This window comes from Mycobacterium sp. E1747 (assembly GCF_001667775.1).
Taxonomy (GTDB): Bacteria; Actinomycetota; Actinomycetes; order Mycobacteriales; family Mycobacteriaceae; genus Mycobacterium.
Window position 1 is genome coordinate 1 of sequence record NZ_LZJI01000186.1, and the last position, 24,315, is coordinate 24,315.

The window sequence follows — 24,315 nt, forward strand, 5'->3', positions numbered from 1 at the left end:
GCTGGTGGTTGCGGTCGACCAGCACCACGCGGGCGTCCGTCCCTGACGTCTCCGTGACCAGCGTGTCGACGAACGCCATGCCCATGGCGCCCGCGCCGACCACCAGGTAGTCGGCCTCGATGGTGCGCATACGCCTGAAGGCTAGCGCGCTCAGCCGATGTCGGCCGCCGCCGCGCGGAGGTCATCGAGGGCCTTGCGGGCCAGTTCGGCCAAGTCCCGGTCCTCGTCCGCGGCGAGCCATTCGGCGTAGGCCTCCTTGAACGCCAGCACGCCCAGCTCGGCCGCCAGCGCCGCCGCCCGGTCCGGCACACCCCGCGCGCGCAACGCGTCCGCCATAGCCGCGGCGAGGCCGACCCGTTTGAGAGCGTCGCGCTCCTGCAGCTCGGTGCTGCTGGCGATGACGGCCTGCAGCCGGGGACCCAGCTCGCGATTGAACGGCGTCATCGGCCCGGCCGCCCGCTGCAGCCCGGCGGCGACCGCGGCGAGCGGGCTCGCGTCCGGGGGCACCGACGCGATGCCGTCAGTCAGGAGTCGAGCGAGGGTCTCCTGACCGGCCGCCAGCACCTCCCGCTTGTCGGGGAAGTAGCGGAAGAAGGTGCTCTTCGTCAGGCCGGCCTCATCGGCGATCTCGGCCACGGTGGTCCGGTCGTAACCCTGCTCGGCGAACAGTTGGAGGGCGGCGACGACCAACCGGGCGCGCGCATCCGGTTCCCAGCGGGGCATCCGGTCATCGTAGCGATGGGACGTTTGTCCCATCACTCTGCTAGCGTGATGAGACACAAGTCCCATCACTCGAGGAGATGCTCATGCGCGTTTTCGTCACCGGCGCCACCGGCGGGATCGGTTCGGCCGTGGTGCCCGAGCTCATCGGCGCGGGCCACGAGGTCCTGGCGCTGACCCGATCCGACGCGTCGGCGCGGGCCGCCAAGTCCCTGGGGGCCGACGTGCTACCCGGCGATCTTGACGACCCGGAGAGCCTGCGCGCGGGCGCCATGGACTCCGACGGAGTCGTTCACCTCGCCTTCCTGCACTTCAGCGATTTCGAGAGGGCGGTTGCCCAGGAGGCGGCCGCCGTCGAGGCGTTCGGCGCCGCGCTGGACGGGACGGGCAAGCCGTTCGTGATGGCCTCGGGCACGCCCCCCATTCCCGGCCGCGCGTCCACCGAGCGCGACACGATACCGGTCGAGGGTCCCGTCGGCGGGCGCGGCCGCAACGCGCAGGCCGCCCTGGACCTGGCGGCCCGAGGCGTCCGCTCCGCGGTGGTCCGCCTCCCCCGCTCCGTCCATCGGGCGGGCGGGCCCTGTGGCTTCGCCTCGCTGCTCGTCGAGGCCGCCCGTCGAACCGGCGTGTCCGGATACGTCGGCGACGGCGCCCAGCGCTGGCCCGCCGTGCACGTTCTCGACGCCGCCCGCCTGTTCCGCGTGGTGCTCGAGGAGGCGACCCCCGGGACGGTGGCGCATGCCGTCGGGGACGAGGGCGACCCGATGCGCGCGCTCGCCGAGACCATCGGCCGCCAGCTCGATCTCCCCGCGGCGTCGGTTCCGGCGGAGCATTTCGGGTTCGCCGGCGCGATCTTCGCCCTGGACCAGCCCGCCTCGAGCGAGCTGACGCAGGAAAGGTTCGGCTGGCACCCCACGCATCCGAGCCTGCTGGCGGACCTGGAGGCCGGCAACTACCCCGGGTGAGACACCGCGTCCTTGCGACGCCCGGCGGCAGTTACTAGGATATCCAAGTATCCGCCTCTCCCGCGCGCACGAACCCGAGGACACCATGACCACACAGATCCCCCACTTCATCGATGGGCAGCGCACCGCCGGCCAGTCCACCCGCACCGCCGACGTCTTGAATCCGAGCACCGGCGAGGTGCAGGCGCAGGTGCCGATGGCCACCAACGCCGACGTCGACGCCGCGGTGGCCTCGGCCGTCGAGGCCCAAAAGGGTTGGGCCGCATGGAATCCGCAACGCCGCGCCCGCGTGATGATGCGTTTTGTCGGTCTGGTCAACGAGCACATGGACGAGCTCGCCGAGCTGCTGTCGCTCGAGCACGGCAAGACGCTGGCCGACGCGCGGGGCGACGTCCAGCGCGGCGTCGAGGTCATCGAGTTCGCCATCGGCATCCCCCACCTGCTCAAGGGCGAGTACAGCGAGGGTGCCGGTCCCGGCATCGACGTGTACTCGCTGCGCCAGCCGCTGGGGGTGGTCGCGGGCATCACCCCGTTCAACTTCCCGGCCATGATCCCGCTGTGGAAGGCCGGGCCGGCCCTGGCGTGCGGGAACGCGTTCGTGCTCAAGCCCAGCGAGCGTGACCCCTCGGTCCCGGTGCGGCTGGCCGAGCTGTTCCTGGAGGCGGGCCTGCCGCCCGGCGTCTTCCAGGTCGTGCACGGCGACAAGGAGGCCGTCGACGCCATCCTGCACCACCCCGACATCCAGGCGGTGGGTTTCGTCGGCAGCTCCGACATCGCCCAATACATCTACTCGACGGCCGCGGCCACCGGCAAGCGGGCGCAGTGCTTCGGCGGCGCCAAGAACCACATGATCGTGATGCCCGACGCGGACCTGGACCAGGCCGTCGACGCGCTGATCGGCGCCGGATACGGCAGCGCCGGCGAACGGTGCATGGCGATCAGCGTCGCCGTGCCGGTCGGCGAGCAGACCGCGAACCGGCTGCGCGCCAGGCTCGTTGACCGGATCAACAACCTGCGGGTGGGCCACAGCCTGGACCCCAAAGCCGACTACGGCCCACTGGTCACCGGGGCCGCGCTGGCGCGGGTGCGCGACTACATCGAGCAGGGCGTGGCCGCCGGCGCGGAGATAGTGATCGACGGGCGCGAACGCGGCAGCGACGACCTGACCTTCGACGACGCCAGCCTTGAGGGCGGATTCTTCATAGGCCCAACGCTGTTCGACCACGTCACCCCCGACATGTCGATCTACACCGACGAGATCTTCGGGCCGGTGCTGTGCATCGTGCGCGCCCACGATTACGAAGAGGCGCTGCGGTTGCCCTCGGAGCACGAGTACGGCAACGGCGTGGCGGTCTTCACCCGCGACGGCGACGCCGCCCGCGACTTCGTCTCCCGCGTGCAGGTGGGCATGGTCGGCGTGAACGTGCCGATCCCGGTTCCGGTGGCCTACCACACCTTCGGCGGTTGGAAGCGCTCCGGTTTCGGCGACCTCAACCAGCATGGCCCCTCGTCCATCATCTTCTACACGAAGACCAAGACGGTGACGTCGCGGTGGCCGTCCGGCATCAAGGATGGCGCCGAATTCGTCATCCCCACGATGGATTAGGGATCCATGTTCACCCTGAACGACGACGAGCGGGGCATCAGCGAGACGGCCGCCGCTTTCGCCGCCAAGCGCCTGGCCCCGCACGCCCTGGAATGGGATGCCGCCAAACACTTTCCGACCGATGTGTTGCGCGAGTCCGCCGAGCTCGGCATGGCCGCGATCTACTGCCGCGAGGACGTCGGCGGCAGCGGGCTGCGCCGGCTCGACGGCGTCCGCATTTTCGAGCAACTGGCCATCGCCGACCCGACCACCGCCGCGTTCCTGTCCATTCACAACATGTGCGCGTGGATGGTCGACACGTTCGGCACCGCCGAACAGCGCAAGGAATGGGTGCCGCGGCTGGCCGCGATGGACGCCATCGCCAGCTACTGCCTCACCGAGCCGGGCGCGGGGTCGGACGCCAGCGCCCTGAGCACCCGAGCCGTCCGGCAGGGTGGCGACTACGTGCTCGACGGTGTCAAGCAGTTCATCTCCGGCGCGGGCGCCTCGGATGTCTATGTGGTGATGGCCAGGACCGGCGGTGAGGGCCCGCGCGGCATCTCGGCCTTTGTCGTCGAAAAGGACGCTCCCGGGCTCAGTTTCGGGGTGCAGGAAGAGAAGATGGGCTGGCACGCTCAGCCCACCGCGCAGGTGATCCTGGAGGGCGTGCGGGTACCCGCCGACGCCATGCTGGGCGGCGCGGACGGCGAGGGTGCCGGATTCGGCATCGCGATGAACGGCCTCAACGGCGGCCGGCTCAACATCGCGGCCTGCTCGCTCGGCGGCGCCCAGTCGGCCTTCGACAAGGCGGGCGCCTACGTTCGGGAACGCGAGGCGTTCGGCAAGGCACTGCTCGACGAGCCGACCATCCGGTTCACCCTGGCCGACATGGCGACCGGGCTGGAAACGTCGCGAATGATGTTGTGGCGGGCCGCGGATGCGCTGGACAACGGCGACCCCAACAAGGTCGAGCTGTGCGCGATGGCCAAGCGCTACGTCACCGACACCTGCTTCGAGGTGGCCGACAAGGCCCTACAGCTGCACGGTGGCTATGGCTACCTGCGCGAGTACGGCCTGGAGAAGATCGTTCGCGACCTGCGCGTGCACCGCATCCTGGAGGGCACGAACGAGATCATGAGGGTGGTCGTCGGCCGGGCCGAGGCCGCGCGAGTGCGGGCGAGCGCGTAGGAGGGTGACCATGACGACCATCGCTTTTCTCGGCCTGGGCAACATGGGCGGGCCGATGTCGGTGAACCTGGTGGCCGCCGGCCACACAGTGCGCGGCTTCGACCCGATGCCCGCGGCCGTCGCCGCCGCGGCCGGCAACGGGGTCAAGACGTTCGACAGCGCCGCCGACGCCGTTGCCGGGGCCGACGTGGTGATCACCATGCTGCCCAACGGCGACCTGGTGAAGCGCTGCTACGCCGAGATCCTGCCGGCCGCCCAACCGGGCGTGTTGTTCATCGACAGCTCGACCATTTCGGTCAACGACGCCCGCGAGGTGCACGCGCTCGCGGAGTCGCACGGGGTGTCGCAGCTGGACGCGCCGGTCTCCGGTGGCGTGAAGGGCGCCGTCGCCGGGACGCTGGCGTTCATGGTGGGCGGCGACGACGACGCACTGGAGCGCGCCAGGCCCGTGCTGGACGCCATGGCGGGCAAGGTCATTCACTGCGGGGCGGCGGGCGCCGGGCAGGCCGCCAAGGTCTGCAACAACATGGTGCTGGCGGTGCAGCAGATCGCCATCGGCGAGGCGTTCGTCCTCGCCGAGAAGCTCGGGTTGTCGGCGCAGTCGCTCTTCGACGTCATCACCGGCGCGACCGGCAACTGCTGGGCCGTGCACACCAACTGCCCGGTGCCGGGACCGGTGCCGACCTCGCCGGCCAACAACGACTTCAAACCGGGTTTCGCGACCGCCCTGATGAACAAGGACCTGGGCCTGGCCATGGACGCGGTGGCGTCCACCGGGTCGTCGGCGCCGCTGGGCAAGCACGCCGCCGAGATCTACGCCAAGTTCGCGACGGAGCACGGCGCCTTGGACTTCAGCGCGGTCATCGAGATGCTGCGCTGACGGGCTGGGCCGCCAGCGTCGAGCGTGTACTCAGGGCGGAAAATCGCCCGAAAAGCCGCCGCCAGTTCACGTTCGGCGGAGGACAGGCCGCCGGCGCGTCCCCCACCCTCAGAAATCGCCGGCGTCGCGGCGCAGCGACTCGATCGATGAAACCAACGCTTGCGCTTCGCTTTCCGACATCCCGACGTCGGCGAACACCTGCTCGTTGAGCGTGACGGTGGCGTCTTCGACCGTCGAGCGGCCCAGCTCGGTGATCTGCACCAGCGTGGTGCGCCCGTCGGTCGGATGCGGCACCCGCTGCACCAGCCCGTCGGCCTCCAGCCGGCGGATCGCGTGGGTCACGCTGGTGACGTGGACCTGCAGCCGGTCGGACGCCTTGGTGATCGGCAGCGCGCCGGTGCGGCTGAACGCCAACAGCCGCAGCAACTCGTAACGGGAGAAGCTCAGGTCGTAGGGACGCAACGCCGTTTCGACGCGGGCCAGCAGGATCTGGTGCGCCCGCATCACCGACGTCACCGCCATCATCCCCTGCGCGACGTCGGCCCACCCGGAACGCTCCCAGTTGTCGCGCGCCGCGGCGATCGGGTCACGCTTCGGCGGTCGTGAGGAAGCCACGCCCCTTCATACCGCACGTGGCGCGGGGGCGCGGCCTTTCCCCAGCGCGGACAGCACCGCCAGCGTGGATGCGCGGTTGCCCACGGTGATCCGCGCGCCACCGTCGGGGTAGCAACGCACCCGCGGGCCGCCGCCGGCGAAAACGTCATGCCAGGGCCCACCCCTCGGAGGCAGGTACATGAAGTTTGCATGCGCGTCGGTGGTGTAGATCCCCTGTACGCTCAGCCGCATCCGGAGGTAACCGCGTTCGGCGTTGATCATCCGGACCCGTTCCAGCAGTTGCTGTTCCGCGCCGTAGGACGCGGCGACCGCGAGCAAGCTGGTGATCGCCGCACCGAATGGCAGCTGATGCGACCACAGCGTGCGGGCCACCTCCCGCGACGCCACCCCGTAGCCGATCCGCAGCCCGGCCAGACCGTACGCCTTGGAAAAGGTACGCACCACCACCACGTTGGGAAACCGGGTGACCAACGTCGCCACGTCGATGCGCTGCTTGGGCGCGGTGAACTCGATGTAGGCCTCGTCGAGCAGGACGACGGTGTCGCGCGGCACGCGACGCAGGAACGCCCACACAGCCGCGACGGGCTCCAGCGTTCCGGTGGGGTTGTGCGGCCGGCACAGCACGACGACCCGGGCCTCCGCGGCGGCGCGGGCCAGCCCGGCGAGATCGTTGTGGCCGTGCTCGTCGAGGGGGACCGTCCGCGACCTCAGCCGCGCCATCTGCGCGAGGATCGGATAGCCGTCGAAGGTGGGCGCCGACATCGCGATCGAGTCGCCCGGGACGGTCAGCGCCTGCAGGGCCTGCAGCACGACGCCCGTCGCGCCGGCACCCGGCACCACCGCCTCGGCGGGAACCCCGATGTGGTCGGCGATCACGGCGCGCAGCTTCTCGGGCAGGAACTCCGGATAGCGGTTGGTGGCGTGCAACGAGCGGATCAACGCCGACCGTACCGCCGGCAGCGGTGGGAAGGGATTCTCGTTGAGCGACAACGCAAGCGGATCCAGCGCGGTGGGCAACGCGCCGCCGGCGACGGGGCTAGGGGCGGCCCGCATCAGCCCCGCCCGCCCCAGCGCACCGCCGCCGCGCCGGCGAAGTCGCCGGCGTGGGCGAAGGCGGCCATCATGACGACGTCGCCGGCCACCAGCTGCCCGTCGGCGATCGCGCGGTCGAGATTGATCGGGATCCCGGCGCCGAACAGGTTGCCGCACTGATCGAAAGTGTCCCGATGCCGTTCGGGGGGCAACTCGAGCGCCTCGCGCCAGTTGCGCAGAAACACCCGGTTCGGCTGGTTGGTGACCAGCAGATCGATCTCCTTGGCCGGCAGGCCTATTCGGTCGCACACCGCCAGCGCCACCTCGGGAACCTGGCGGTTGCCGCGGGCCAGCACCTTGGTGATCTTGCTCTCGGTGAAGCCGATGCTGCCCTCGCCGGAGCCGGCCTGCCACCACTTGCGGGGCGGGTCGAAGGACAGAGTCATCTCACCGGCGTACTCGCCGTAGGTTCGGCACTCGACGTCCAGGATGGGTGATCGGTCGCCCAGCGTGACCAGGCCCACCGCCGCGCCGTCGCCGGGCACCGCGGACTGCGCCTTGCGGCGAATGGTCGGCTGATCGAAGAACTGCCCCGCCGCGTTCTGCGCGACGGCGATCAGCGCGGTCCGCCCCGCACCGGAGGTCAGCAGTTTGCGAGCCACGTTGAGCGCTAACACGAATGCCGCGCAGCCACCGTTGTTCAGGTCGAGCACCCAGGACGGCCGCATGCCCAGCCGGTGTGCGATGCCGCCGCCCTGGCCGTAGAACGCCATGTCCGGCACCTGCGTGTGGGTGATGAGCACCTCGGCGCCCTCGACCGCGTCGTGGCCGTGCCGCTCGATCAGGCCTTGCGCCGCCCGTTCGATCATGTCGATGGAACTCTCGTCCGGCCCGACGTGATGACGAAACTTCGGGGCGCGGAACATGACGTTCTCACGCAGGTCGTCGGATTCGGCGAATTGCGCGTAGTACTCGGCGCCGATCGGCTTGCCGGGCAGATAGGTGGACACGTCGATCAGGCTGACGCTCATGGTGTCACCCCATCCATTTCGGCGTCACCGGCAGGCCGTTGCGGTGGCGGTATTCGGCGATCGCCTTGAGGTTCTGCAGCTCGAGCGCGTGCCCGGCGCCGAACATGTCCCAGAAGTCGCCCACCCACACCGGGCGCTGCGCCGGAGCCGTCTGCGGATAGGGATTGCGGTCGTAGAACGGGTGGTGGCAATTGGTCCAGAGCACAACCGATCCCGGCTTGTCCAGGACCACCTGCGCATCGATGACACGCATCAGATACACCATCCACAGGTGCTTGCCCTGATCCCACGCGCAGTGGTAGTCGACAGTCCGCGCCGCCGCGTTGGCGACGGTCCGCGTATAGATCTCGGTCTGAGCACCCAGCCGGTCGTAGGCCAGCCATAGGCCGGGTTCGTCGGTCGTCGTGAAGCCGCGCAGGCTGTAGGTCCACTCCTCAAGGCTGCGGGTGTCCGACATGTACTCGTAGAGCTCATCGGGCGGGCACGCGACGTAATCGTTGACCGTGCAGTACTGGCCGAAGACCTGGTCGTGGGGGTACACCGACCGCATCATCTCCATGATGATCGGGGTCGCCTGCTCCCGTGGGCTGGTCTCGATGCGGACCACTCCGTCGAGGGGGGTGGGGATATCCTCAAGCGCTGGCAGCGACATCGGCCCGGTTCTCCTTTGCGGTCGAAAGCTGTTGTGCTACCGCCGCGTTGCTTGACGGCGCGGTGAGAAATGGGGCGAACGGCGGGATCTCGTCGGCGGCGCACTGAACGCTGACCACCGCCGGGCCGGCAACGTCCAGCGCCACCCGAAGCGCCGCGGCGAATTGGGCGGGTTCGCTCACGTCGACCGACGTCAGCCCCGGGAACATCGCCGCCAGGCCGGTTCCCAGCGTGCTGGGCCGGAACCGGTTGTAGCTGTAGCGGTCGTCGTAGAACAGCTGCTCGCGGGTCACGCACATGGCGTGGGCGTTGTTGTTGAACAGGACGAACGTGACGGGAAGCTGGTATTGCACCGCCGTGTGCACCTCGAGGCCGTGCATGAAGAACGCGCCGTCGCCGGCGATCACCACGGTGCGGCCGCCGTCGCCACCCCGGTTCGCACGCCCGAACGCCATCCCGATGCCGGCCCCGAAGCTGTAACCCATCCCGCCCATGCCGAGCGCGGCCACGAACCTGCCGCCGCGCCGCGCCGGCAGGTAGTGGATGGCGGCGGCGCCGGTGTTGCCGGCGTCGACCACGATGTCCGCGGCGTCGGGCAGCGTCCGGTCCAGCACCGCCATGGCGTCGCGGTACCGCACGCCCGGGCCGGGGCAGGGCGGCGGCGTCAGCTCGGTGCGCCGCACCACGTCCGGCACGCGCAGGCCGTTCGGCCGGCCGTCACCGCGCAGCGCCTGGGTCAGCAGGCGCAGCGAGCCACGCAGGTCGTCGGTGTGCACGTGGACGCAGCGCAGGTACGGCCGAGCCGACCCGATCGACAGGGTGCGCACACCGGCCAGCGCCTCGTCCAGGCCGCCGCGCGCGGTGACCGTCAGCCGGGTGCCGACGATGAGGCACACGGAACTTTCGGCCACGGCTTCGGCCACGCCCGGGTGGCCCATCACGCCGGTCACCCCGAGCGCCGACGACGAACCCAACCCCGGCGTGCCCGCCACGTCCTTGGCATCGGGGACCGTGGCGATCCGGGCGCGCAGCACCGCGCGCAGGTGCTCGAGCTCGATCCGGGCGTCGTCGCGGGCCACCTGCTCGCCGGCGATGATCGTGACCTGGCCGGCGGCACGGCGCAGTTCGGCGGCGATGACCTGCGGGTTGCCGATCGGCGCGCCGAGGTCGGCCGGACGCTCGGCGCCATCCTCGACGGCGATGTGGGCCTGCTGAATGTCCTTGGGCAGCAACAACACCGCGGGACCGCCGGTGCGCACCGCGGAGACCGCCCGGGACAGCGCCGCCGCGATGTCGGCCGGCGCGAGCACCCGCTCGCACGACAGCGTCACCGCCGAGAACAGCGCCCGGGCATCCAACGAGCCGTTGCGCCCACTGGTGTCCTGGAAGCTGCCCCGGCCGTCCATCGTGGTGGCGGGCTGGCCGACCAGGGCCAGCACCGGAACCCGGCTGGCGAACGACTCGCCCAGGCCGGCGACGAGGTTCAACGCTCCCCCACCCGACGTCGCCGCCACCACGCCCAGACCGGCGCCGCTGCGGCTGTACCCGTCGGCCATGGTGGCGGCCGAGAACTCGTGCTTGGCCAGCACCGCGGTCACCTCGGGCCGGTAGTGCGCGGCGTCGTAGAGATCCTCGATGTTGGCACCGTCGACACCGAAGATGTGGTCCACGCCCAGCGCCGCCAGTTGCCCGACGATGTGATCGACCACGCGGTAGTTGCCGAACATGTCTTCAGACACGAGCCGGGCTTTTGCTCGGTTCACCCGTCGGGTGAACTCTGCCATGCCGCCCACGCCCGCGCCCACCACCAGGACCCCGAAGGGAGCGCCGGTGGCCAGACAGGTCAGGGCCTTACATCGAGCGCTGCAGCAGAACTTGGCCGCTGTCAGCGGCAACCACCTGCACGGCGGCGATCTGGTCGACCGGCGTCGAGATGCTGCCCGCAGGCGTCGCGGTGTGGCCCGGCACGGCCACCCAGGTCGCCAGCCGGGTCTGGCTGCCGTCGCGACCCACCACCACCATGGCCAGCGTGTCATGGTGCGCGTTCAAGGGCGCCAGGCACACGCACCGCAGGTTGATCGACGTGCCCCAGTGCTGGCTGGACAGCTCCACCGTGGAGGTCAGCAGCGTCGTGCTCACCTGCGCCATCGGGGCCGCCGACGCGGTCACCTGCTGCGACGAGGACGACGAATACCCCTGCACGCCGACGAACACACCGACCGCGAGCACTACCGCCGCGGCCGACGAAGCCACCCAGGTCACGATGCGCGTGCGGCGCCGGCGCCAACTCACCTTGGCCAGCAACGACGTCAACAGCTCCGGCGACATCTCCGGTGTCGCAGCCAACGATTGCGCGGCCGGGTCGTCCATCGCGGCGACCTCGTCGCGGCTCAGCTGCGAGAGCAGGCCCGGCACACCGCTCAGGTCGGCGACGGCCTCCCGGCAGGCCGGGCAGTGCGCGAGATGCGCCTCGAATTCGCGTCGCTCGGCGGCCGACAACGAGCCCAACACGTATGCGGCGTCCCACATCACGTACGGGTCGTCGGGCGGGCCGATCCCCCGTAGCGACGCTTTCATGTCATCCATTTCCTCTTCACCCTTCAAGCTTTCGGAGCCCCTCAGCGGGTGACCCCAAGTTCCTGCAGAGTGAGCCGCAACGCCCGCACGGCGTAGTGTAATCGCGACTTCACCGTTCCCTCGGCGATGCCGAGGTCCGCAGCAATCTGTGCGGTGGTCCATCCGCGGTAGTAGGACCGCTCGATCACGGCCCGGTGCTCCGCGGACAGTTGCACCATCGCGTCGGCGATCAGCAGCTTGTCCAGCGCCGCGTTCACCTCGTCGGGCGTCGACCGCTCGGGCGCTCCGGCCTCGTCCGTCGAGGCGACGACGTTGCGGAAACGGGCGCTGCGCCGGTCGTCGATGATCATGTTGCGCGCGACCGTGAACAGCCAGGCCCGCGCCGAGCGCTCGGTGTCCCCGATGACCTCCGGGTGCTGCCAGGCTCGCAACAACGTCTCCTGGACCACGTCCTCGGACTGGCTCGCGTCGCCCGTCAACCGGAGCGCGTAGCGCCACAGAACCGCTGCGTGCTCGTCGTAGAGCGCCTTCATCAGGGCGGCTTCGGCAGCTCCCGACGCCCCACGAGTGCCTGCCACACGGGCCACTGGATCACCTCCGACTACTGAAACGAGTCGAACCGGTGTTTAGTTCAGTCGGCTAAGCCACGGTCAGGATGCGCGGCCCCGCGTCGGTGACGGCCACGGTGTGTTCCCAGTGTGCCGCACGGGACCCGTCGGAGGTGGTGACGGTCCACTCGTCGTCGAGCACTACGGTCTTGCCCGTCCCCAGCGTCAACATCGGTTCGATCGCCAGCACCGACCCCGGGGCCAGCAGCGGGCCGCGCCCCGGCGAGCCCTCGTTGGGCAGGAACGGGTCCATGTGCATGTGCCGGCCGATGCCGTGGCCGCCGTAGCCCTCCACGATGCCGAACGCGAGCCCATACCGGCCCTCGGCCGCTCGGGTGCCCGTTTCGATGGCGTGCGAGACGTCGGTCAGCCGGTTGCCGGGGACCATCGCCGCGATCCCGGCCTCCAGCGATTCCCTGGTGGCGTCGCAGAGCGCCTGGTCGGCCGCATCGAGGGTCCCGATGCCGAACGTGATCGCCGCATCGCCGTGCCAGCCGTCCAGCACCGCGCCGCAATCGATGGACACCAGGTCACCCGACGCCAGAATCTCTCCGGCCGACGGGATCCCGTGCACCACCCGCTCGTTCACCGAGGCGCAGATCGAGGCCGGGTAACCGTGATAGCCCAGAAACGACGGGATCGCGCCGGCCTCCCGGATCACCGACTCGGCGATCTGGTCGAGGCCCAGGGTCGACACCCCGGGGACCGCCGCCGCCCGCACCGCCTGCAGTGCCGCCGCGACCACCGACCCGGCCGCCGCCATCGCCTCGAGTTCGTCGGGGGTGCGCTGCGGCACGACTTTGCGACTCCGCAGCCGGGCCAGCGGGCGCACGATTACTTGCCCAGCGCTTGCAGGGCGCGGGCGAACACCTCGTCCATGGAGCCGACGGCGTCGACCGTCTTGAGTGCGTCGCGGTAGTACTCCAGCAGCGGCGCGGTCTCGTCGCGGTAGACCTTCATCCGATTCAGGATGACGCCGTCGGTGTCGTCGGCGCGGCCTCGGGCCTTCAGCCGTTGCAGCAGTTCGTCCTCGGAGACGCGGAACTCGAGCACCGCGTCGATGTCGGTGCCGCGGCGTTCGAGCATCTGGTGCAGCGCCTTGGCCTGCTCGGTCGACCGGGGGTACCCGTCGAGGACGAAACCCCCGGCCGCGTCGGAATCGCTGAGGCGGTCGTCGACGAGCCGGTTGGTCAGCTCGGAGGGCACCAAGTCGCCGGCGTCCAGGTAACGCTTGGCCTCCAAACCGAGCTCGGTGCCGTTCTGGATGTTGCTGCGAAACAGCTCACCGGTGGAAATGTGCGGGATCCCGAGCTTCTCGGAGAGCTTCTCGGCCTGCGTTCCCTTGCCCGCCCCCGGCGGCCCGAGCAAAACGACTCTCACTTCAGGAACCCTTCATAGTTGCGCTGCATCAGCTGGCTCTCGATCTGCTTGACCGTATCCAAGCCGACGCCAATCATGATCAAAACCGCGGTACCGCCGAACGGCAAATTCTGAACCGCTCCGCCATTGCCTATTTGCAGGAACAGGTTGGGCAGCACGGAGATGGCGCCGAGGTAGATCGAGCCCGGCAGGGTGATCCGGCTCAGGACATACCGCAGGTAGTCGGCGGTGGGCTTGCCCGGCCGGATACCGGGAATGAACCCGCCGAACTTCTTCATCTCGTCGGCACGTTCGTCGGGGTTGAACGTGATCGACACGTAGAAGTACGTGAAGAAGATGATCAGCCCGAAGTAGATGCTGATGTAAATCGGGTCGCTCGGGTCGGACAAATAACTGCCGACGAACTTGTCCCACCAGCTGTTGCCCACGCCGCCGCTGCCACTGCGGATCAGCTGCGTGATCAAGTGGGGGATGTAGATGAGCGACGACGCGAAGATGACCGGGATGACACCGGCCTGGTTGACCTTCAGCGGCAGGTAGGTCGACGTTCCGCCGTACATGCGGCGGCCCACCATGCGTTTGGCGTATTGCACCGGGATCCGGCGCTGGCCCTGCTCGACGAACACCACGCCGACGATGATGACCAGGGCGGCGACGCAGACCGCGGCGAAGATCGCCCCGCCGCGGCTGTCCAGGATGGTCTTGCCCTCGGACGGGATGCGCGCCGCGATGCCCACGAAGATCAGCAGCGACATGCCGTTGCCGATGCCGCGCTCGGTGATCAGCTCGCCCATCCACATCACCAGCGCCGCGCCGGCCGTCATCACCATCACGATCACGACCAGGGTGAAGATGCTCTGGTCGGCGATGATGTCCAGCGAGCAGCCCTGCAGCAGCCCGCCGTTGGCCGCCAGCGCCACGATGCTGGTCGCCTGCAGGATCGCCAGCGCGATCGCCAGGTAACGCGTGTACTGCGTCATCTTGGCCTGCCCGGACTGGCCCTCCTTGCGCAGTTCCTCGAACCGCGGGATGACCACCGTGAGCAGCTGCACGATGATGCTGGCGGTGATGTAGGGCATCACCCCCACCGCGAACACCGTCAGTTTGAGCAGCGCACCGCCGGAGAACAGGTTGATCAGCGAATAGATCTGGCCGGCCGCGCCGCCGCTGGCCTCCTTGATGCACTGCTGGACATTCGGGAAATTGACGCCAGGGGACGGCAAAGCGGCGCCCAGCCGATAGAGAACGACGATGCCCAGCGTGAAGAGGATCTTCCGTCTCAGGTCGACTGTCCGCAGCGATGAGATGAAAGCCGAAAGCACTCTTCCTCCTGCGCAGCCGGGGGGTCTCCTGCATTACGCGCCCAACACCCGCAGGCCAGGACGTACGGCCGCTTTATCTAAAGCGCGTCAAACCGTGTACGAGACTAACAGCTGGACTGGGCGACTCCGTCCACGGCCGTCGGCGACCACCCAGGAAAGCACAGGAAGCCGTAAGCCACGGAAGGTAGAGTGCGGATGGCTCGTTGCATTTGCTAAGTAAATAGGAGCACCATGACACGCACTGACCAAGACAGCTGGGACTTGGCGTCCAGCGTCGGTGCCACGGCCACAATGGTCGCCGCGGCCCGCGCGCTGGCCAGCGCGGGCACCGACCGGATCATCGACGACCCCTTCGCGGCTCCCCTGGTGCGAGCGGTCGGGCTGGACTTCTTTCGTCGCCTGGTCGACGGCGAGTTGTCCGGGGATGCGCCGGACGGCGAACGCGCCCTGCAACTGGAAACCGATTCGATCGCGGTGCGCACCCGATTCTTCGACGACTTCTTCCTGAACGGCGCCCGGGACGGAATCCGCCAGTCGGTGATTCTGGCCGCCGGCCTCGATGCCCGCGCGTACCGCCTGAGCTGGCCGCGCGGAAGCGTCGTCTACGAGGTCGACCAGCCCAAGGTCGTCGAATTCAAGACAACCGCGATGGCCGAGCTGGGCGCCGCCCCCACGGCCGAACGCCGGACAGTCAGCGTCGACCTGCGCGACGACTGGCCGGAAGCATTGCGGCGCAGCGGGTTTGACCCCACACGGCCGACGTCGTGGAGCGCCGAGGGCCTACTCATGTACCTGCCGCCCGAAGCCCAGGACAAGCTGTTCGACAACATCACCGAACTCAGCGCCCCCGGCAGCAAGCTGGCGACCGAGGTCCACGGCGACTCGGACCGGACGATGGCCGAACGCGCAAAACAGTTCAACGACCGGTGGGCCAACATCGGCTGCGACATCGACCTGTCGAGCCTGTTCTTCGACGGCGAGCGCAGCAACGTGGTGGACTACCTGACCGGCCGCGGCTGGCACGTCACCACCCGGGAGCGCCGGGAGTACTTCGCCGACTACGGCCTGACCTTCCCCGACGACGAGACGTCCCCACTGCGCAACATGGTCACCATCACCGCGACGCGGAGCTAGCTCGAATGGCGGCGACCCGCCGCGCCCGGCTACGCCGCACTCGCGATCGCCGCTAGCCGGGCTTGGCGGCCGGGGCGCGCACCACCATCGGCACTGCCGGGAAGCACCACGCCATCTCGGTGCGCGACTTGCGCAGCGCGGCGGTGCCGTATCCCTTCTTGCGGTGCTCGGGGTGAATCCAGATCCGCACGTTCACCTCGCCGCCGAGCAACTCGCCGAACACCATTCCGACCTTCTCGCCGGAATCGACGGCCACGAACCACGCGGCCTCCTCGTCGTCGAGGCGCCCGAGCGCCGCGCTGATCTCGTCGTCGAGGTTGCCGGCCGGCCCGCCGGACCCGTCGCCGGCGGCACCCATGTCCTCAGTGCGGGCGGCGAAGATGTCGCGATCGGAGTCTGCGGAGAAGGGCCGCAGTTCCAGGGTCTCCCCCGAGCTGGCCGGACGCTCGCCAAGGGTGAAGCTCAGCTGCTTGTTCAGGTCCTCGAGTTCGGTCAGGATCTTGCGGCGCGAGTCGATGGTGAGCTGATCGAACGACATCCCCATCACCGCTTCGGCGGCCACGTGGGAGGTGTCGAGCAGCCGCACGATCGCCTCGACCGCGGCCGCCTTGTTCTCGGACTCCACCACCACATCGGCGATTTCATGCCGCCGTTCAAGGGCTTTCAGCAGGGCATCGGCGATCTCGCGGCGGGCGGCTTTGCGGTCGTGGTCGGTCATTGCACCAGCCTAGAACGCCGGTGGGGGTAGCGCGCTACATCGCCGGTTTCCCAGCTCCAGGAACCGTTGGTAGCGGTCCTCGACCGGGGCCGCCCAGGCGGGGTCGGGTTCGACGACGCGCTCGGTGCGCGCCCAGCGCGCGGCGTCGGTGATCGAGGTTTCCAGGCCCGCCGCGATCCGCGCGAGGAAGGCCGCGCCCAACGCCGCCCCCTCGGGGACCGCGGACACCTCGACCGGCCGCCCGGTGGCGTCGGCGATGGCCTGCATCCATGGCCCGACCCGGGTGCCCCCGCCCGTGGCGACGACCCGGGCCGTGGGCGCCCCGCTGAGTTCGATCAGCTGGCGGACCACGAAGCCCGACGCCTCGTGGGCGGCTCGCCGCAGCGCGGCGGCATCGTGGGTGAGGTCCAGGGCGTCGAGCACGGCCCGGCGGTCCGGGTCGTGGAACGGGGTGCGCTCTCCGCGGATGTAGGGCGACCACACCGGCACCCGCCCGGGCCGCGCCGCGCCCGGGTCGGCGGGCGCGACGACGCGATCCACCCAGCCGAGGAACAGCCCGCCCGCGTTGCTGGCCCCGCCGATCTGGTTCTTGCCCGCGGCCGTGTGGGGGATGGTCCACAGCCCCGGCACCTGCCGGAGCTCCCCGATGGTGGTCCACACGATGAGGGTGGTGCCGCACAGCACCAGCACGTCGCCTTCGCGGTCGGCGCCCGCCACGATCTGTTCGCACAACGCGTCGATCGCGCCGATCCCCAGCGTGGCGCCGCTGCCCCGCACCCGCCCGACGGCGGCCCCCATGCTCTCCACGCGGGGCATCTGGTCGGGCCTCGCGCCGCGCTCGGCGCACGCCTCGGGATTCCAGCGCGTGCCGTCGAACAGCGGGTAGGCGGTGGCGGCGGTGGCGAAGTCGATCACCGCCTCGCCCGCCAGCGCGTGGTTAGCCACCGCGGGCGTCGGCCAGTACCCGGCCGCGCCGGGCGCCCGGGCGGCGGTCCAGCGCAGGAACTCGGCGGCCTCGCCCAGTGCGGGCAGCGGCTGCGCCTCCTGTTCCGGCGCCCGGCCGCGTTCGTCGCCGTAGAGCAGCCCGGGCGTCATCGGCACACCGTCGGCGTCGACGGCGGTCAGCGACGGCACCATCGCCGACACGGCCACCGCACGGATGTTCGGCAGCCCGGGGGTCAGCTGGTCGAGCGCCACCACCGGCCCACGGCGCCACGCCTCGCCGGCGTCGTGCTCCAGCCGCCCGGGTGCCGGCACCCGCAACTGGTGCGGGATCCGCACCCGCGCCGTCACCCGGCCGTCGGCGTCCGCGGCGACGGCCTTGACCGCGGTGCTGCCGACGTCGATGCCGATTGTGACGTCATCACGTGACACGGGCGTCACCGTACGCCAGCATTGGGGTTCGTGACGTCAAGACCGTGCGCCCTGGTGACCGCCCCGCTGCGCGGCCCGGGATTCGCCAAGCTGCGCGAACTGGCCGACGTCGTCTACGACCCCTGGATCGAACAGAGCCCGCTGCGGATCTACAGCCCCGAACAACTGGCCGAGCGCATCACCGCCGAGGCCGCCGATGTCGTTGTGGTGGAAAGCGACTCGGTGGGCGGGCCGGTCTTCGAATCGGGCCTGCGGGCGATCGCCTCCACCCGCGGCGATCCCAACAACGTCGACATCGCCGGCGCCACCGCCGCCGGCATCCCGGTGCTCAACACCCCGGGCCGCAACGCCGACGCCGTCGCCGAGATGACGGTGGCGCTGCTGCTGGCCGTCACCCGGGCGCTGCTGCCGGCGGACTCGGATGTCCGCAGCGGCAACATCTTTCGTGACGGCAGCATTCCCTATCAGCGGTTCCGCGGCTGGGAGATCGCCGGGCGGACCGCCGGGCTGGTGGGCCTTGGCGCCGTCGGCCGCGCCACCGCGTGGCGGCTGTCCGGGCTGGGCCTGCGAGTCATCGCCCACGACCCGTACAACGACGACGCCCGGTATGGCCTGGACGACCTGCTCGCCGAGGCCGACATCGTCTCGCTGCACGCGCCCGTCACCGACAACACGGTCGGGATGATCGGGGCGCCGCAGTTCGCCGCCATGCGCGACGGCGTGGTCTTCCTCAACACCGCCCGCGCGCAGCTGCACGACACCGACGCGCTCGTCGACGCGCTGCGCGGCGGCAAGGTGGCCGCCGCCGGCCTGGACCATTTCGTTGGCGAATGGCTGCCCACCGACCATCCACTGGTGGGCATGCCCAACGTCGTGCTGACGCCCCACATCGGCGGCGCCACGTGGAACACTGAGGCCCGGCAGGCGCAGATGGTGGCCGACGACCTGCAAGCTCTGCTGGCCGGCGTGACGCCCGCCCACATCGTCAATCCGGAGGTGCTCGGCCCATGAAATCCGTAGACAACCCCGAAACGGCGGTGCTGGAGGCGGCCAAGGACATGCTGCGCCGGGGCCTGGTGGAGGGAACCGCGGGCAACATCTCCGCCCGGCGTTGCGACGGCAACATCGTGATCACGCCGTCGTCGGTCGACTACCGCGACATGCAACTCGACGACCTGGTGCTGATCGACCCGGACGGCTCCGTGCTGCAGGCCGCGGACGGCCGCTCACCGTCGTCGGAGCTGGCGCTGCACCTGGCCTGCTACCGCGCGTTCGACGACATCGGCAGCGTCATTCACAGCCACCCGGTGTGGGCGACCATGTTCGCCATTGCACACCAAGCGATTCCGGCCTGCATCGACGAGTTCGCCGTGTATTGCGGCGGGGACGTCCGCTGCGCCGACTACGCCGCGTCGGGCACCCCCGAGGTCGGCGCCAACGCGGTCAAGGCGCTCGATGGCCGAGGCGCCGCGTTGATCGCCAACCACGGCCTGGTGGCCGTGGGGCCACGACCGGAGAAGGTGCTGCACATCACCGCGCTGGTGGAGCGGACGGCCCAAATCGTCTGGGGTGCAAGGGCGCTCGGTGGCCCAGTGCCCATTCCCGAGGACGTGAACCACAACTTCGCCGCCGTCTACGGCTACCTGCGCGCGAACGCCTGATGCGACCGGTCCGGTTCGGCCGTGCGAGCGTGACGCGCGTCCTCGAACTGCGATTCGACCTGGCGACAAGACTTTTCGCGCAGACGCCGCCGTCCGGCTGGCGGGACAACGCCGACCTGCTGGTGCCGGACTTCTTCGACCCGTCCACCGATCAGTGGCACATCGCGATCCAGAGTTGGGTCATCGAGGTCGACGGGTTCTGCCCACCTTTCCCAACGCCCGTCGTCGCGGCCGCCGACTACCGCCACTTCGCCCCCCCACCACCCCGCGGCCACCCGGACGCCGCGCAGCGAGGAGGAAGCCGCCCAGCAGCGTGGCGACCAGCTCGTGTTCGCCGACAGGCGCTGAGGGTTCAGGCCGCCCGACCGCGCCACTCGCGTGGCGTGACGCCGTGGACCCGGCCGAAGAGCCTGCTGAAATAGCCCGCGTCGGCAATCCCCACCCGCCCGGCGATCTCGGCGATCGGCAGGTCGGTTTCGGCCAGCAGCGTCCGCGCCTCGGCCATGCGGCGTTCGGTGATCCACTCCCCCACTGTGCGCCCGGTGCGGCGGCGCACCACGGTGGTCAGATGCCCCGGGGTGATGCCCAGTTCGGCCGCGACGTCGCGCAGCGACAACTGCTCGGCGTGTCGCCGGTCGATCACGTCGAACACCTCGGCCAGCAGTGGTTCGCCGCTGCGCCGGAGCTCGGCCGCTACCGGACCGGCCAGGCGCGCGAGGTCGATCAACAACAGGGTCAGGTGGGCCAGCGCCGCCTGCCGGTAACCGTCCTGCCGCGCCTGCAGTTCGGTTTCGATCGAACGGATCGCGGCGTCCCACACCGAGCGGCGGGCCGCGGGCAGGTCCAGGCGCAGGATCCCACCTGCCTGGCCGTGCAGGAACGGGAAAAGCAGAGGGTGTGCCCGCCAGGCCGGCCACGGCGATCGCGCGTCCTCGCCGAGCGCGGCGGGGTCGAAGAACACCGCCACGCCGGCGTCGCGAAGCTCCAGCCGCCCGGGGTCGAGCACCCGTCCCGCGGCCGCCACGTAGACCAATCCCTTGGCGGGCAGATACCAAAGCGCCGGGAAGTCGTGAATGTGGCGACCTCGGTCGACGAAATCCTCACGAGCCGACCAGACCACCGACACCGGCGGGGTGTCGGGGGCGGTGCGGTATTGGTAGATCGGCACGCCCGCGCGCCACCGAACCATCCGAGCCGGCTGCGTCATGTCGCCAAAAATAGTCCTATTTTCCCCGAGGATCACCCAATACTTCGGGAAACAGCGGATTCACCATGGACGGTATGACGAAACATCATCCACATGACTACTTGCCCGCCGCCGGACACGACGCGCTGCTGCCCTGCTATGACGTGATCTCACGGCTGCTGGGCATCAAACGCGTCCACCAGGCCCTCATCGCCCAGGCGGGACTGGCCGACTGCCACCGCGTCCTGGAAATCGGTTGCGGCACCGGCAATCTCATCGTCCGGGTCAAACGCGGCTATCCCCACCTGGAAGCGGTCGGATGCGACCCCGATCCGAGGGCGCTCGACCGGGCACGACGGAAGGCGAACGACGTCCGTTTCAAACAGGCCTACGCCGAGCGGTTGCCCTACGCCGACGGCGAATTCGACCGGGTGCTGTCGTCGATGATGCTCCACCATGTCGAGGGCGGGGCGAAAACCGCTGCGGCGACGGAGATCTTCCGGGTGCTGCGTCCCGGAGGAAGCCTGCACCTGGTCGACATCGGCGGCGACCCGACCGCCGACCATGGCGTGCTGGCGCGGCTCATCCGGAGCAATCCGCACGCGGCGGGAAATCTCGGGGACGCGATTCCTCGGTTGCTGACGGCGGCCGGCTTCGACTGCACCGAGGTCGCCTCGACACGGCACCGGGTGCTCGGGCGATTGAACTACTACCGCGCCACCCGGCCCGCCTAGCGCTGGTCGAACGCGACCTTCACGGCGCCGCCGTCGGCCTGGGAGGCGATCGCGAGGAGTGCCTGAGCAGCAGCCAGGGTTGCCGCGAACCGCGGGGCGCGTACAGTGAAGGAAGCTTGTTAAATGAGCTAACTATTAGCTTGAGCACTTCTGAATAGGGGCAGACATGACCACCACCAGATACGAGGGCGACACGTGGGACCTGGCGTCCAGCGTCGGGGTGACCGCGACGATGGTCGCCGCCGCCCGCGCCGTGGCGACCCGCGCCGACCGTCCGCTGATCAACGACCAGTTCGCCGAGCCGCTGGTCCGGGCCGTCGGCGTGGACCTGCTCACTCGGCTGGCAGCCGGCGAGGTGAATCCGGACGAGCTGAACGACGTACACGACGGCACGACCGGGTCCGCCGGCGCGATGTCCCGGATGGCGGACAACATGGCGGTGCGCACCAAGTTCTTCGACGAGTTCTTCCTCGACGCGACGCGGGCGGGCATCAAGCAGGCCGTGATCCTCGCCTCGGGGCTGGACGCCCGCGCCTACCGGCTGGACTGGCCGGCCGGGACCGTCGTCTACGAGGTCGACCAGCCGCAGGTGATCGACTTCAAGTCGCGCACCCTGGCCGAGCTGGGCGCCGCGCCCACCGCCGACCGCCGCGTGGTGGCCGTCGACCTGCGCGACGACTGGCCCGCCGCGTTGCGGGCCGCCGGATTCGACCCGGCCCAGCCGGCCGCATGGAGCGCCGAGGGCCTGCTCGGCTACCTGCCGCCCGACGCGCAGGACCGCCTGCTGGACACCATCACCGACCTCAGCGCCCCCGGCAGCCGCCTGGCCGTCGAGAGCGCACCCAACCCCGAGCCCGGGGACGAGGACAAGATGCGGGAGCGCATGCAGCACATCTCGGAACGCTGGCGCGAGCACGGTTTCGACCTGGACATGGCGGGCCTGGTCTACTTCGGGGACCGCAACGAGGCGGCGCCGTACCTCGCCGACCACGGGTGGCGGTTGCACAAGGTCAGCATCCGGGAGCTGTTCGCGGCCAACGGTCTTCCCCCGCTCGAGGACGACGACATCCGCATGGGCGAGATGCTCTACGTGAGCGGCACGCGATGAGCGAGGGACGCAGCGAAGGCGACAGCTGGGGGCCCGCGTCCGGCGTGGGCGCCACGGCCACGATGGTGGCGGCATCGCGCGCCGTGGCCTCGCAGGGGCCCAACGCGCTGCTCGACGATCCGCTGGCCGAGCCGCTGGTCCGCGCCGTCGGACTTCAGCCCTTCATCCGCATCGTCGACGGGCAGGTCGACGACTTCGAGGACGACGCGTTGTTCAACCGCAAGGCGCGGGCCGAGCAGATGACGGTTCGCACCCGGTTCTTCGACGACTTTTTCACCGGCGCCACCAAAGATGGTGTGCGACAAGCGGTCATCCTGGCGTCCGGCCTGGACACCCGCGCCTACCGGTTGCGCTGGCCGGCGGGCACCGTCGTCTACGAGATCGACCAGCCGCAGGTCATCGCGTTCAAGACCGACACGCTGGCCGGCCTCAACGCCGCCCCGACCGCAGAGCGCCGCGCGATCGCCATCGACCTGCGTGACGACTGGCCGGCGGCGTTGCGCGACGGCGGATTCGACGTGACAAAACCGGCCGCGTGGAGCGCCGAGGGGCTGCTCCCCTACCTGCCACCCGAAGCCCAGGACCGGTTATTCGACAACATCACCGCGCTCAGCGCGCCGGGCAGCCGGCTCGCCACCGAACACGTGCCCGACCCCAACGTGTTCTCCGAGGAGCGGTTGCAGCGGATCAGCGAACGATGGCAGCGGTTCGGTTTCGACCTCAACGCGGCCGATCTGTTCTACCGGGGCGAGCGCAATGTCGTCGTCGACTACCTCACCACCCACGGCTGGCAGGTGGCGACCCACCCGGTGCGTGACCTGTACGCGCAGAACGGGTTCGAGTTCCCCGAGGACGAGATGGCGGCCACCTTCGGCGAGCTGAGCTACGTCGCCGCGACGCTCGCGTAGCGGGTTGGCTAGGGTTGCGGCTATGTCACGCGCTCACGACGACGAGTGGGATCTGGCGTCCAGTGTGGGCGCGACCGCGACCATGGTGGCCGCCGGCCGCGCCATGGCCACGAAGGATCCCCGCGGCCTGATCCACGACCCGTTCGCCGAACCGCTGGTGCGCGCGGTGGGTGTCGATTTCTTCACCAAGATGATCGACGGTGAGCTCGACTTCGACGCGATCGAGAACGCGTCGCAGGTGCGCATGCAGGCGATGGTCGAAGGAATGGCCGTGCGCACCAAGTATTTCGACGACTACTTCGTCAACGCGACCACCGCGGGAGTCCGGCAAGTGGTCATCCTCGCATCGGGCTTGGACGCGCGCGCCTACCGGCTGCCGTGGCCCGCCGGCACGGTGGTCTACGAGATCGACCAGCCCCGCGTCATCGAATTCAAGACGGACACGCTGGCCGGCATCGGCGCCGAGCCGACCGCCGCGCGGCGCACCGTGCCGATCGACCTGCGCGCCGACTGGCCGGCCGCCCTGAAGGCGTCCGGATTCGATCCGACGGCACCGACCGCGTGGCTGGCCGAGGGCCTGCTGATCTACCTGCCGCCCGAAGCCCAGGACCGGTTGTTCGACAACATCACCGAGCTCAGCGCACCGGGCAGCACCATCGCCACCGAATTCGTGCCCGGCATCATCGATTTCGATGCCGACAGGGTGCGGGAAATGTCCGGTTCCTTCCGCGATCACGGCGTGGACATCGACATGGCGTCGCTGGTCTACGCCGGCGAACGCAACCACGTCCTGGACTACCTGCGGTCCAAGCGGTGGGATGTCGAAGGCACCACCCGGACCGAACTCTTCCGCCGCCAGGGCATCGAAGTGCCGCCCCCGCAGAACGACGACCCGCTCGGCGAGATCATCTTCATCAGCGGCGGGCTCACCGGTTAGC

The 24,315-nt window shown here is 69.8% G+C and carries 26 protein-coding genes; 11 read left to right on the forward strand and 15 right to left on the reverse strand.

Annotated elements, in window-relative coordinates; genetic code table 11:
* Both A5695_RS30350 and A5695_RS18195 read right to left on the reverse strand, forming a co-directional pair.
* The coding region (locus A5695_RS30350) for a hypothetical protein (protein WP_369830209.1) at positions 1–130 on the reverse strand (130 nt) is incomplete at its 3' end.
* A gap of 20 nt (positions 131–150) precedes the next feature.
* Positions 151–723: a TetR/AcrR family transcriptional regulator gene (locus tag A5695_RS18195; RefSeq protein ID WP_068085114.1), complete on the reverse strand. Its 573-nt coding sequence runs from the start codon at positions 721–723 to the stop codon at positions 151–153.
* 83 nt (positions 724–806) lie between these two features.
* Between A5695_RS18195 and A5695_RS18200 the strand changes: the two genes are divergently transcribed.
* The 4 genes from A5695_RS18200 (at position 807) to mmsB (ending at position 5,338) form a co-directional block, all read left to right on the forward strand.
* Positions 807–1,685 (forward strand): SDR family oxidoreductase, encoded by an 879-nt coding sequence (locus tag A5695_RS18200; RefSeq protein ID WP_068085260.1) that lies wholly within the window; start codon positions 807–809, stop codon positions 1,683–1,685.
* A gap of 85 nt (positions 1,686–1,770) precedes the next feature.
* Positions 1,771–3,291 (forward strand): CoA-acylating methylmalonate-semialdehyde dehydrogenase, encoded by a 1,521-nt coding sequence (locus A5695_RS18205; protein WP_068085116.1) that lies wholly within the window; start codon positions 1,771–1,773, stop codon positions 3,289–3,291.
* A 6-nt stretch (positions 3,292–3,297) separates the two neighbouring features.
* A complete protein-coding gene (locus tag A5695_RS18210) occupies positions 3,298–4,458 on the forward strand; it encodes an acyl-CoA dehydrogenase family protein (RefSeq protein ID WP_068085119.1) in 1,161 nt (386 codons plus the stop codon).
* A 10-nt stretch (positions 4,459–4,468) separates the two neighbouring features.
* Entirely contained in the window at positions 4,469–5,338 is an 870-nt protein-coding gene (gene mmsB, locus A5695_RS18215; RefSeq protein ID WP_068085122.1) for a 3-hydroxyisobutyrate dehydrogenase, read from the forward strand.
* Positions 5,339–5,446: 108 nt separating this feature from the next.
* On the opposite strand, the gene A5695_RS18220 is transcribed toward mmsB, so the two are convergent.
* The 10 genes from A5695_RS18220 to secY all read right to left on the reverse strand — a co-directional run bounded on the left by A5695_RS18220 (position 5,447) and on the right by secY (position 14,554).
* Positions 5,447–5,953 (reverse strand): MarR family transcriptional regulator, encoded by a 507-nt coding sequence (locus A5695_RS18220; RefSeq protein ID WP_068085126.1) that lies wholly within the window; start codon positions 5,951–5,953, stop codon positions 5,447–5,449.
* Positions 5,954–5,959: 6 nt separating this feature from the next.
* Positions 5,960–7,006, reverse strand: coding sequence for a histidinol-phosphate transaminase (locus A5695_RS18225; RefSeq protein WP_068085129.1), 1,047 nt, complete (start codon positions 7,004–7,006; stop codon positions 5,960–5,962).
* Positions 7,006–8,016, reverse strand: a complete 1,011-nt coding sequence (locus A5695_RS18230; RefSeq protein ID WP_068085132.1) for a 3-oxoacyl-ACP synthase III family protein — start codon at positions 8,014–8,016, stop codon at positions 7,006–7,008. The genes A5695_RS18225 and A5695_RS18230 overlap by 1 nt, the downstream gene beginning before the upstream one ends.
* A gap of 4 nt (positions 8,017–8,020) precedes the next feature.
* Entirely contained in the window at positions 8,021–8,668 is a 648-nt protein-coding gene (locus tag A5695_RS18235; protein WP_068085136.1) for a hypothetical protein, read from the reverse strand.
* Positions 8,649–10,394 carry a thiamine pyrophosphate-binding protein gene (locus A5695_RS18240; protein WP_082946169.1) on the reverse strand — a complete coding sequence of 582 codons (1,746 nt, stop codon included), beginning with the start codon at positions 10,392–10,394 and terminating at the stop codon, positions 8,649–8,651. The genes A5695_RS18235 and A5695_RS18240 overlap by 20 nt, the downstream gene beginning before the upstream one ends.
* A 124-nt stretch (positions 10,395–10,518) precedes the next feature.
* Positions 10,519–11,253, reverse strand: coding sequence for an anti-sigma factor (locus tag A5695_RS18245; RefSeq protein ID WP_068085140.1), 735 nt, complete (start codon positions 11,251–11,253; stop codon positions 10,519–10,521).
* 32 nt (positions 11,254–11,285) lie between these two features.
* Positions 11,286–11,777 (reverse strand): sigma-70 family RNA polymerase sigma factor, encoded by a 492-nt coding sequence (locus tag A5695_RS18250; RefSeq protein ID WP_068085143.1) that lies wholly within the window; start codon positions 11,775–11,777, stop codon positions 11,286–11,288.
* Positions 11,778–11,883: 106 nt separating this feature from the next.
* Positions 11,884–12,684, reverse strand: coding sequence for a type I methionyl aminopeptidase (gene map / locus A5695_RS18255; RefSeq protein WP_068085146.1), 801 nt, complete (start codon positions 12,682–12,684; stop codon positions 11,884–11,886).
* Between the two features lie 2 nt (positions 12,685–12,686).
* Positions 12,687–13,232: an adenylate kinase gene (locus A5695_RS18260; protein ID WP_068085149.1), complete on the reverse strand. Its 546-nt coding sequence runs from the start codon at positions 13,230–13,232 to the stop codon at positions 12,687–12,689.
* Positions 13,229–14,554, reverse strand: a complete 1,326-nt coding sequence (gene secY, locus A5695_RS18265) for a preprotein translocase subunit SecY (RefSeq protein ID WP_055405236.1) — start codon at positions 14,552–14,554, stop codon at positions 13,229–13,231. Before secY ends, A5695_RS18260 begins: the two co-directional genes overlap by 4 nt.
* Positions 14,555–14,785: 231 nt before the next feature.
* Here secY and A5695_RS18270 point away from each other — a divergent pair, with 231 nt between their 5' ends.
* Positions 14,786–15,688: a class I SAM-dependent methyltransferase gene (locus A5695_RS18270; RefSeq protein WP_068085152.1), complete on the forward strand. Its 903-nt coding sequence runs from the start codon at positions 14,786–14,788 to the stop codon at positions 15,686–15,688.
* Between the two features lie 52 nt (positions 15,689–15,740).
* Here the strand turns inward: A5695_RS18270 and A5695_RS18275 are convergent, their stop codons facing one another.
* Together A5695_RS18275 and A5695_RS18280 are read right to left on the reverse strand one after the other, a co-directional pair.
* The gene (locus A5695_RS18275) at positions 15,741–16,406 is read right to left on the reverse strand and encodes a GNAT family N-acetyltransferase (protein WP_068085155.1); all 666 of its coding nucleotides are present in this window, start codon (positions 16,404–16,406) and stop codon (positions 15,741–15,743) included.
* Positions 16,407–16,415: 9 nt separating this feature from the next.
* Entirely contained in the window at positions 16,416–17,780 is a 1,365-nt protein-coding gene (locus A5695_RS18280; protein ID WP_068085267.1) for an FGGY-family carbohydrate kinase, read from the reverse strand.
* 30 nt (positions 17,781–17,810) lie between these two features.
* Here A5695_RS18280 and A5695_RS18285 point away from each other — a divergent pair, with 30 nt between their 5' ends.
* Together A5695_RS18285 and A5695_RS18290 are read left to right on the forward strand one after the other, a co-directional pair.
* Positions 17,811–18,791 (forward strand): NAD(P)-dependent oxidoreductase, encoded by a 981-nt coding sequence (locus tag A5695_RS18285; RefSeq protein ID WP_068085269.1) that lies wholly within the window; start codon positions 17,811–17,813, stop codon positions 18,789–18,791.
* Positions 18,788–19,441, forward strand: a complete 654-nt coding sequence (locus tag A5695_RS18290) for an L-fuculose-phosphate aldolase (protein WP_068085158.1) — start codon at positions 18,788–18,790, stop codon at positions 19,439–19,441. The genes A5695_RS18285 and A5695_RS18290 overlap by 4 nt, the downstream gene beginning before the upstream one ends.
* A 352-nt stretch (positions 19,442–19,793) precedes the next feature.
* Here the strand turns inward: A5695_RS18290 and A5695_RS18300 are convergent, their stop codons facing one another.
* Entirely contained in the window at positions 19,794–20,648 is an 855-nt protein-coding gene (locus tag A5695_RS18300; protein ID WP_068085164.1) for an AraC family transcriptional regulator, read from the reverse strand.
* A gap of 74 nt (positions 20,649–20,722) precedes the next feature.
* Here A5695_RS18300 and A5695_RS18305 point away from each other — a divergent pair, with 74 nt between their 5' ends.
* From A5695_RS18305 to A5695_RS18320, 4 genes are all read left to right on the forward strand, one after another.
* Complete coding sequence (locus A5695_RS18305) at positions 20,723–21,361, forward strand: class I SAM-dependent methyltransferase (protein ID WP_082946163.1); 639 nt, start codon at positions 20,723–20,725, stop codon at positions 21,359–21,361.
* 166 nt (positions 21,362–21,527) lie between these two features.
* Positions 21,528–22,469, forward strand: coding sequence for a class I SAM-dependent methyltransferase (locus tag A5695_RS18310; RefSeq protein ID WP_068085170.1), 942 nt, complete (start codon positions 21,528–21,530; stop codon positions 22,467–22,469).
* Positions 22,466–23,377, forward strand: a complete 912-nt coding sequence (locus tag A5695_RS18315) for a class I SAM-dependent methyltransferase (protein WP_068085173.1) — start codon at positions 22,466–22,468, stop codon at positions 23,375–23,377. Before A5695_RS18310 ends, A5695_RS18315 begins: the two co-directional genes overlap by 4 nt.
* Positions 23,378–23,399: 22 nt before the next feature.
* The gene (locus A5695_RS18320; protein WP_068085175.1) at positions 23,400–24,314 is read left to right on the forward strand and encodes a class I SAM-dependent methyltransferase; all 915 of its coding nucleotides are present in this window, start codon (positions 23,400–23,402) and stop codon (positions 24,312–24,314) included.
* The last annotated feature ends 1 nt before the right edge of the window (position 24,315 follow it).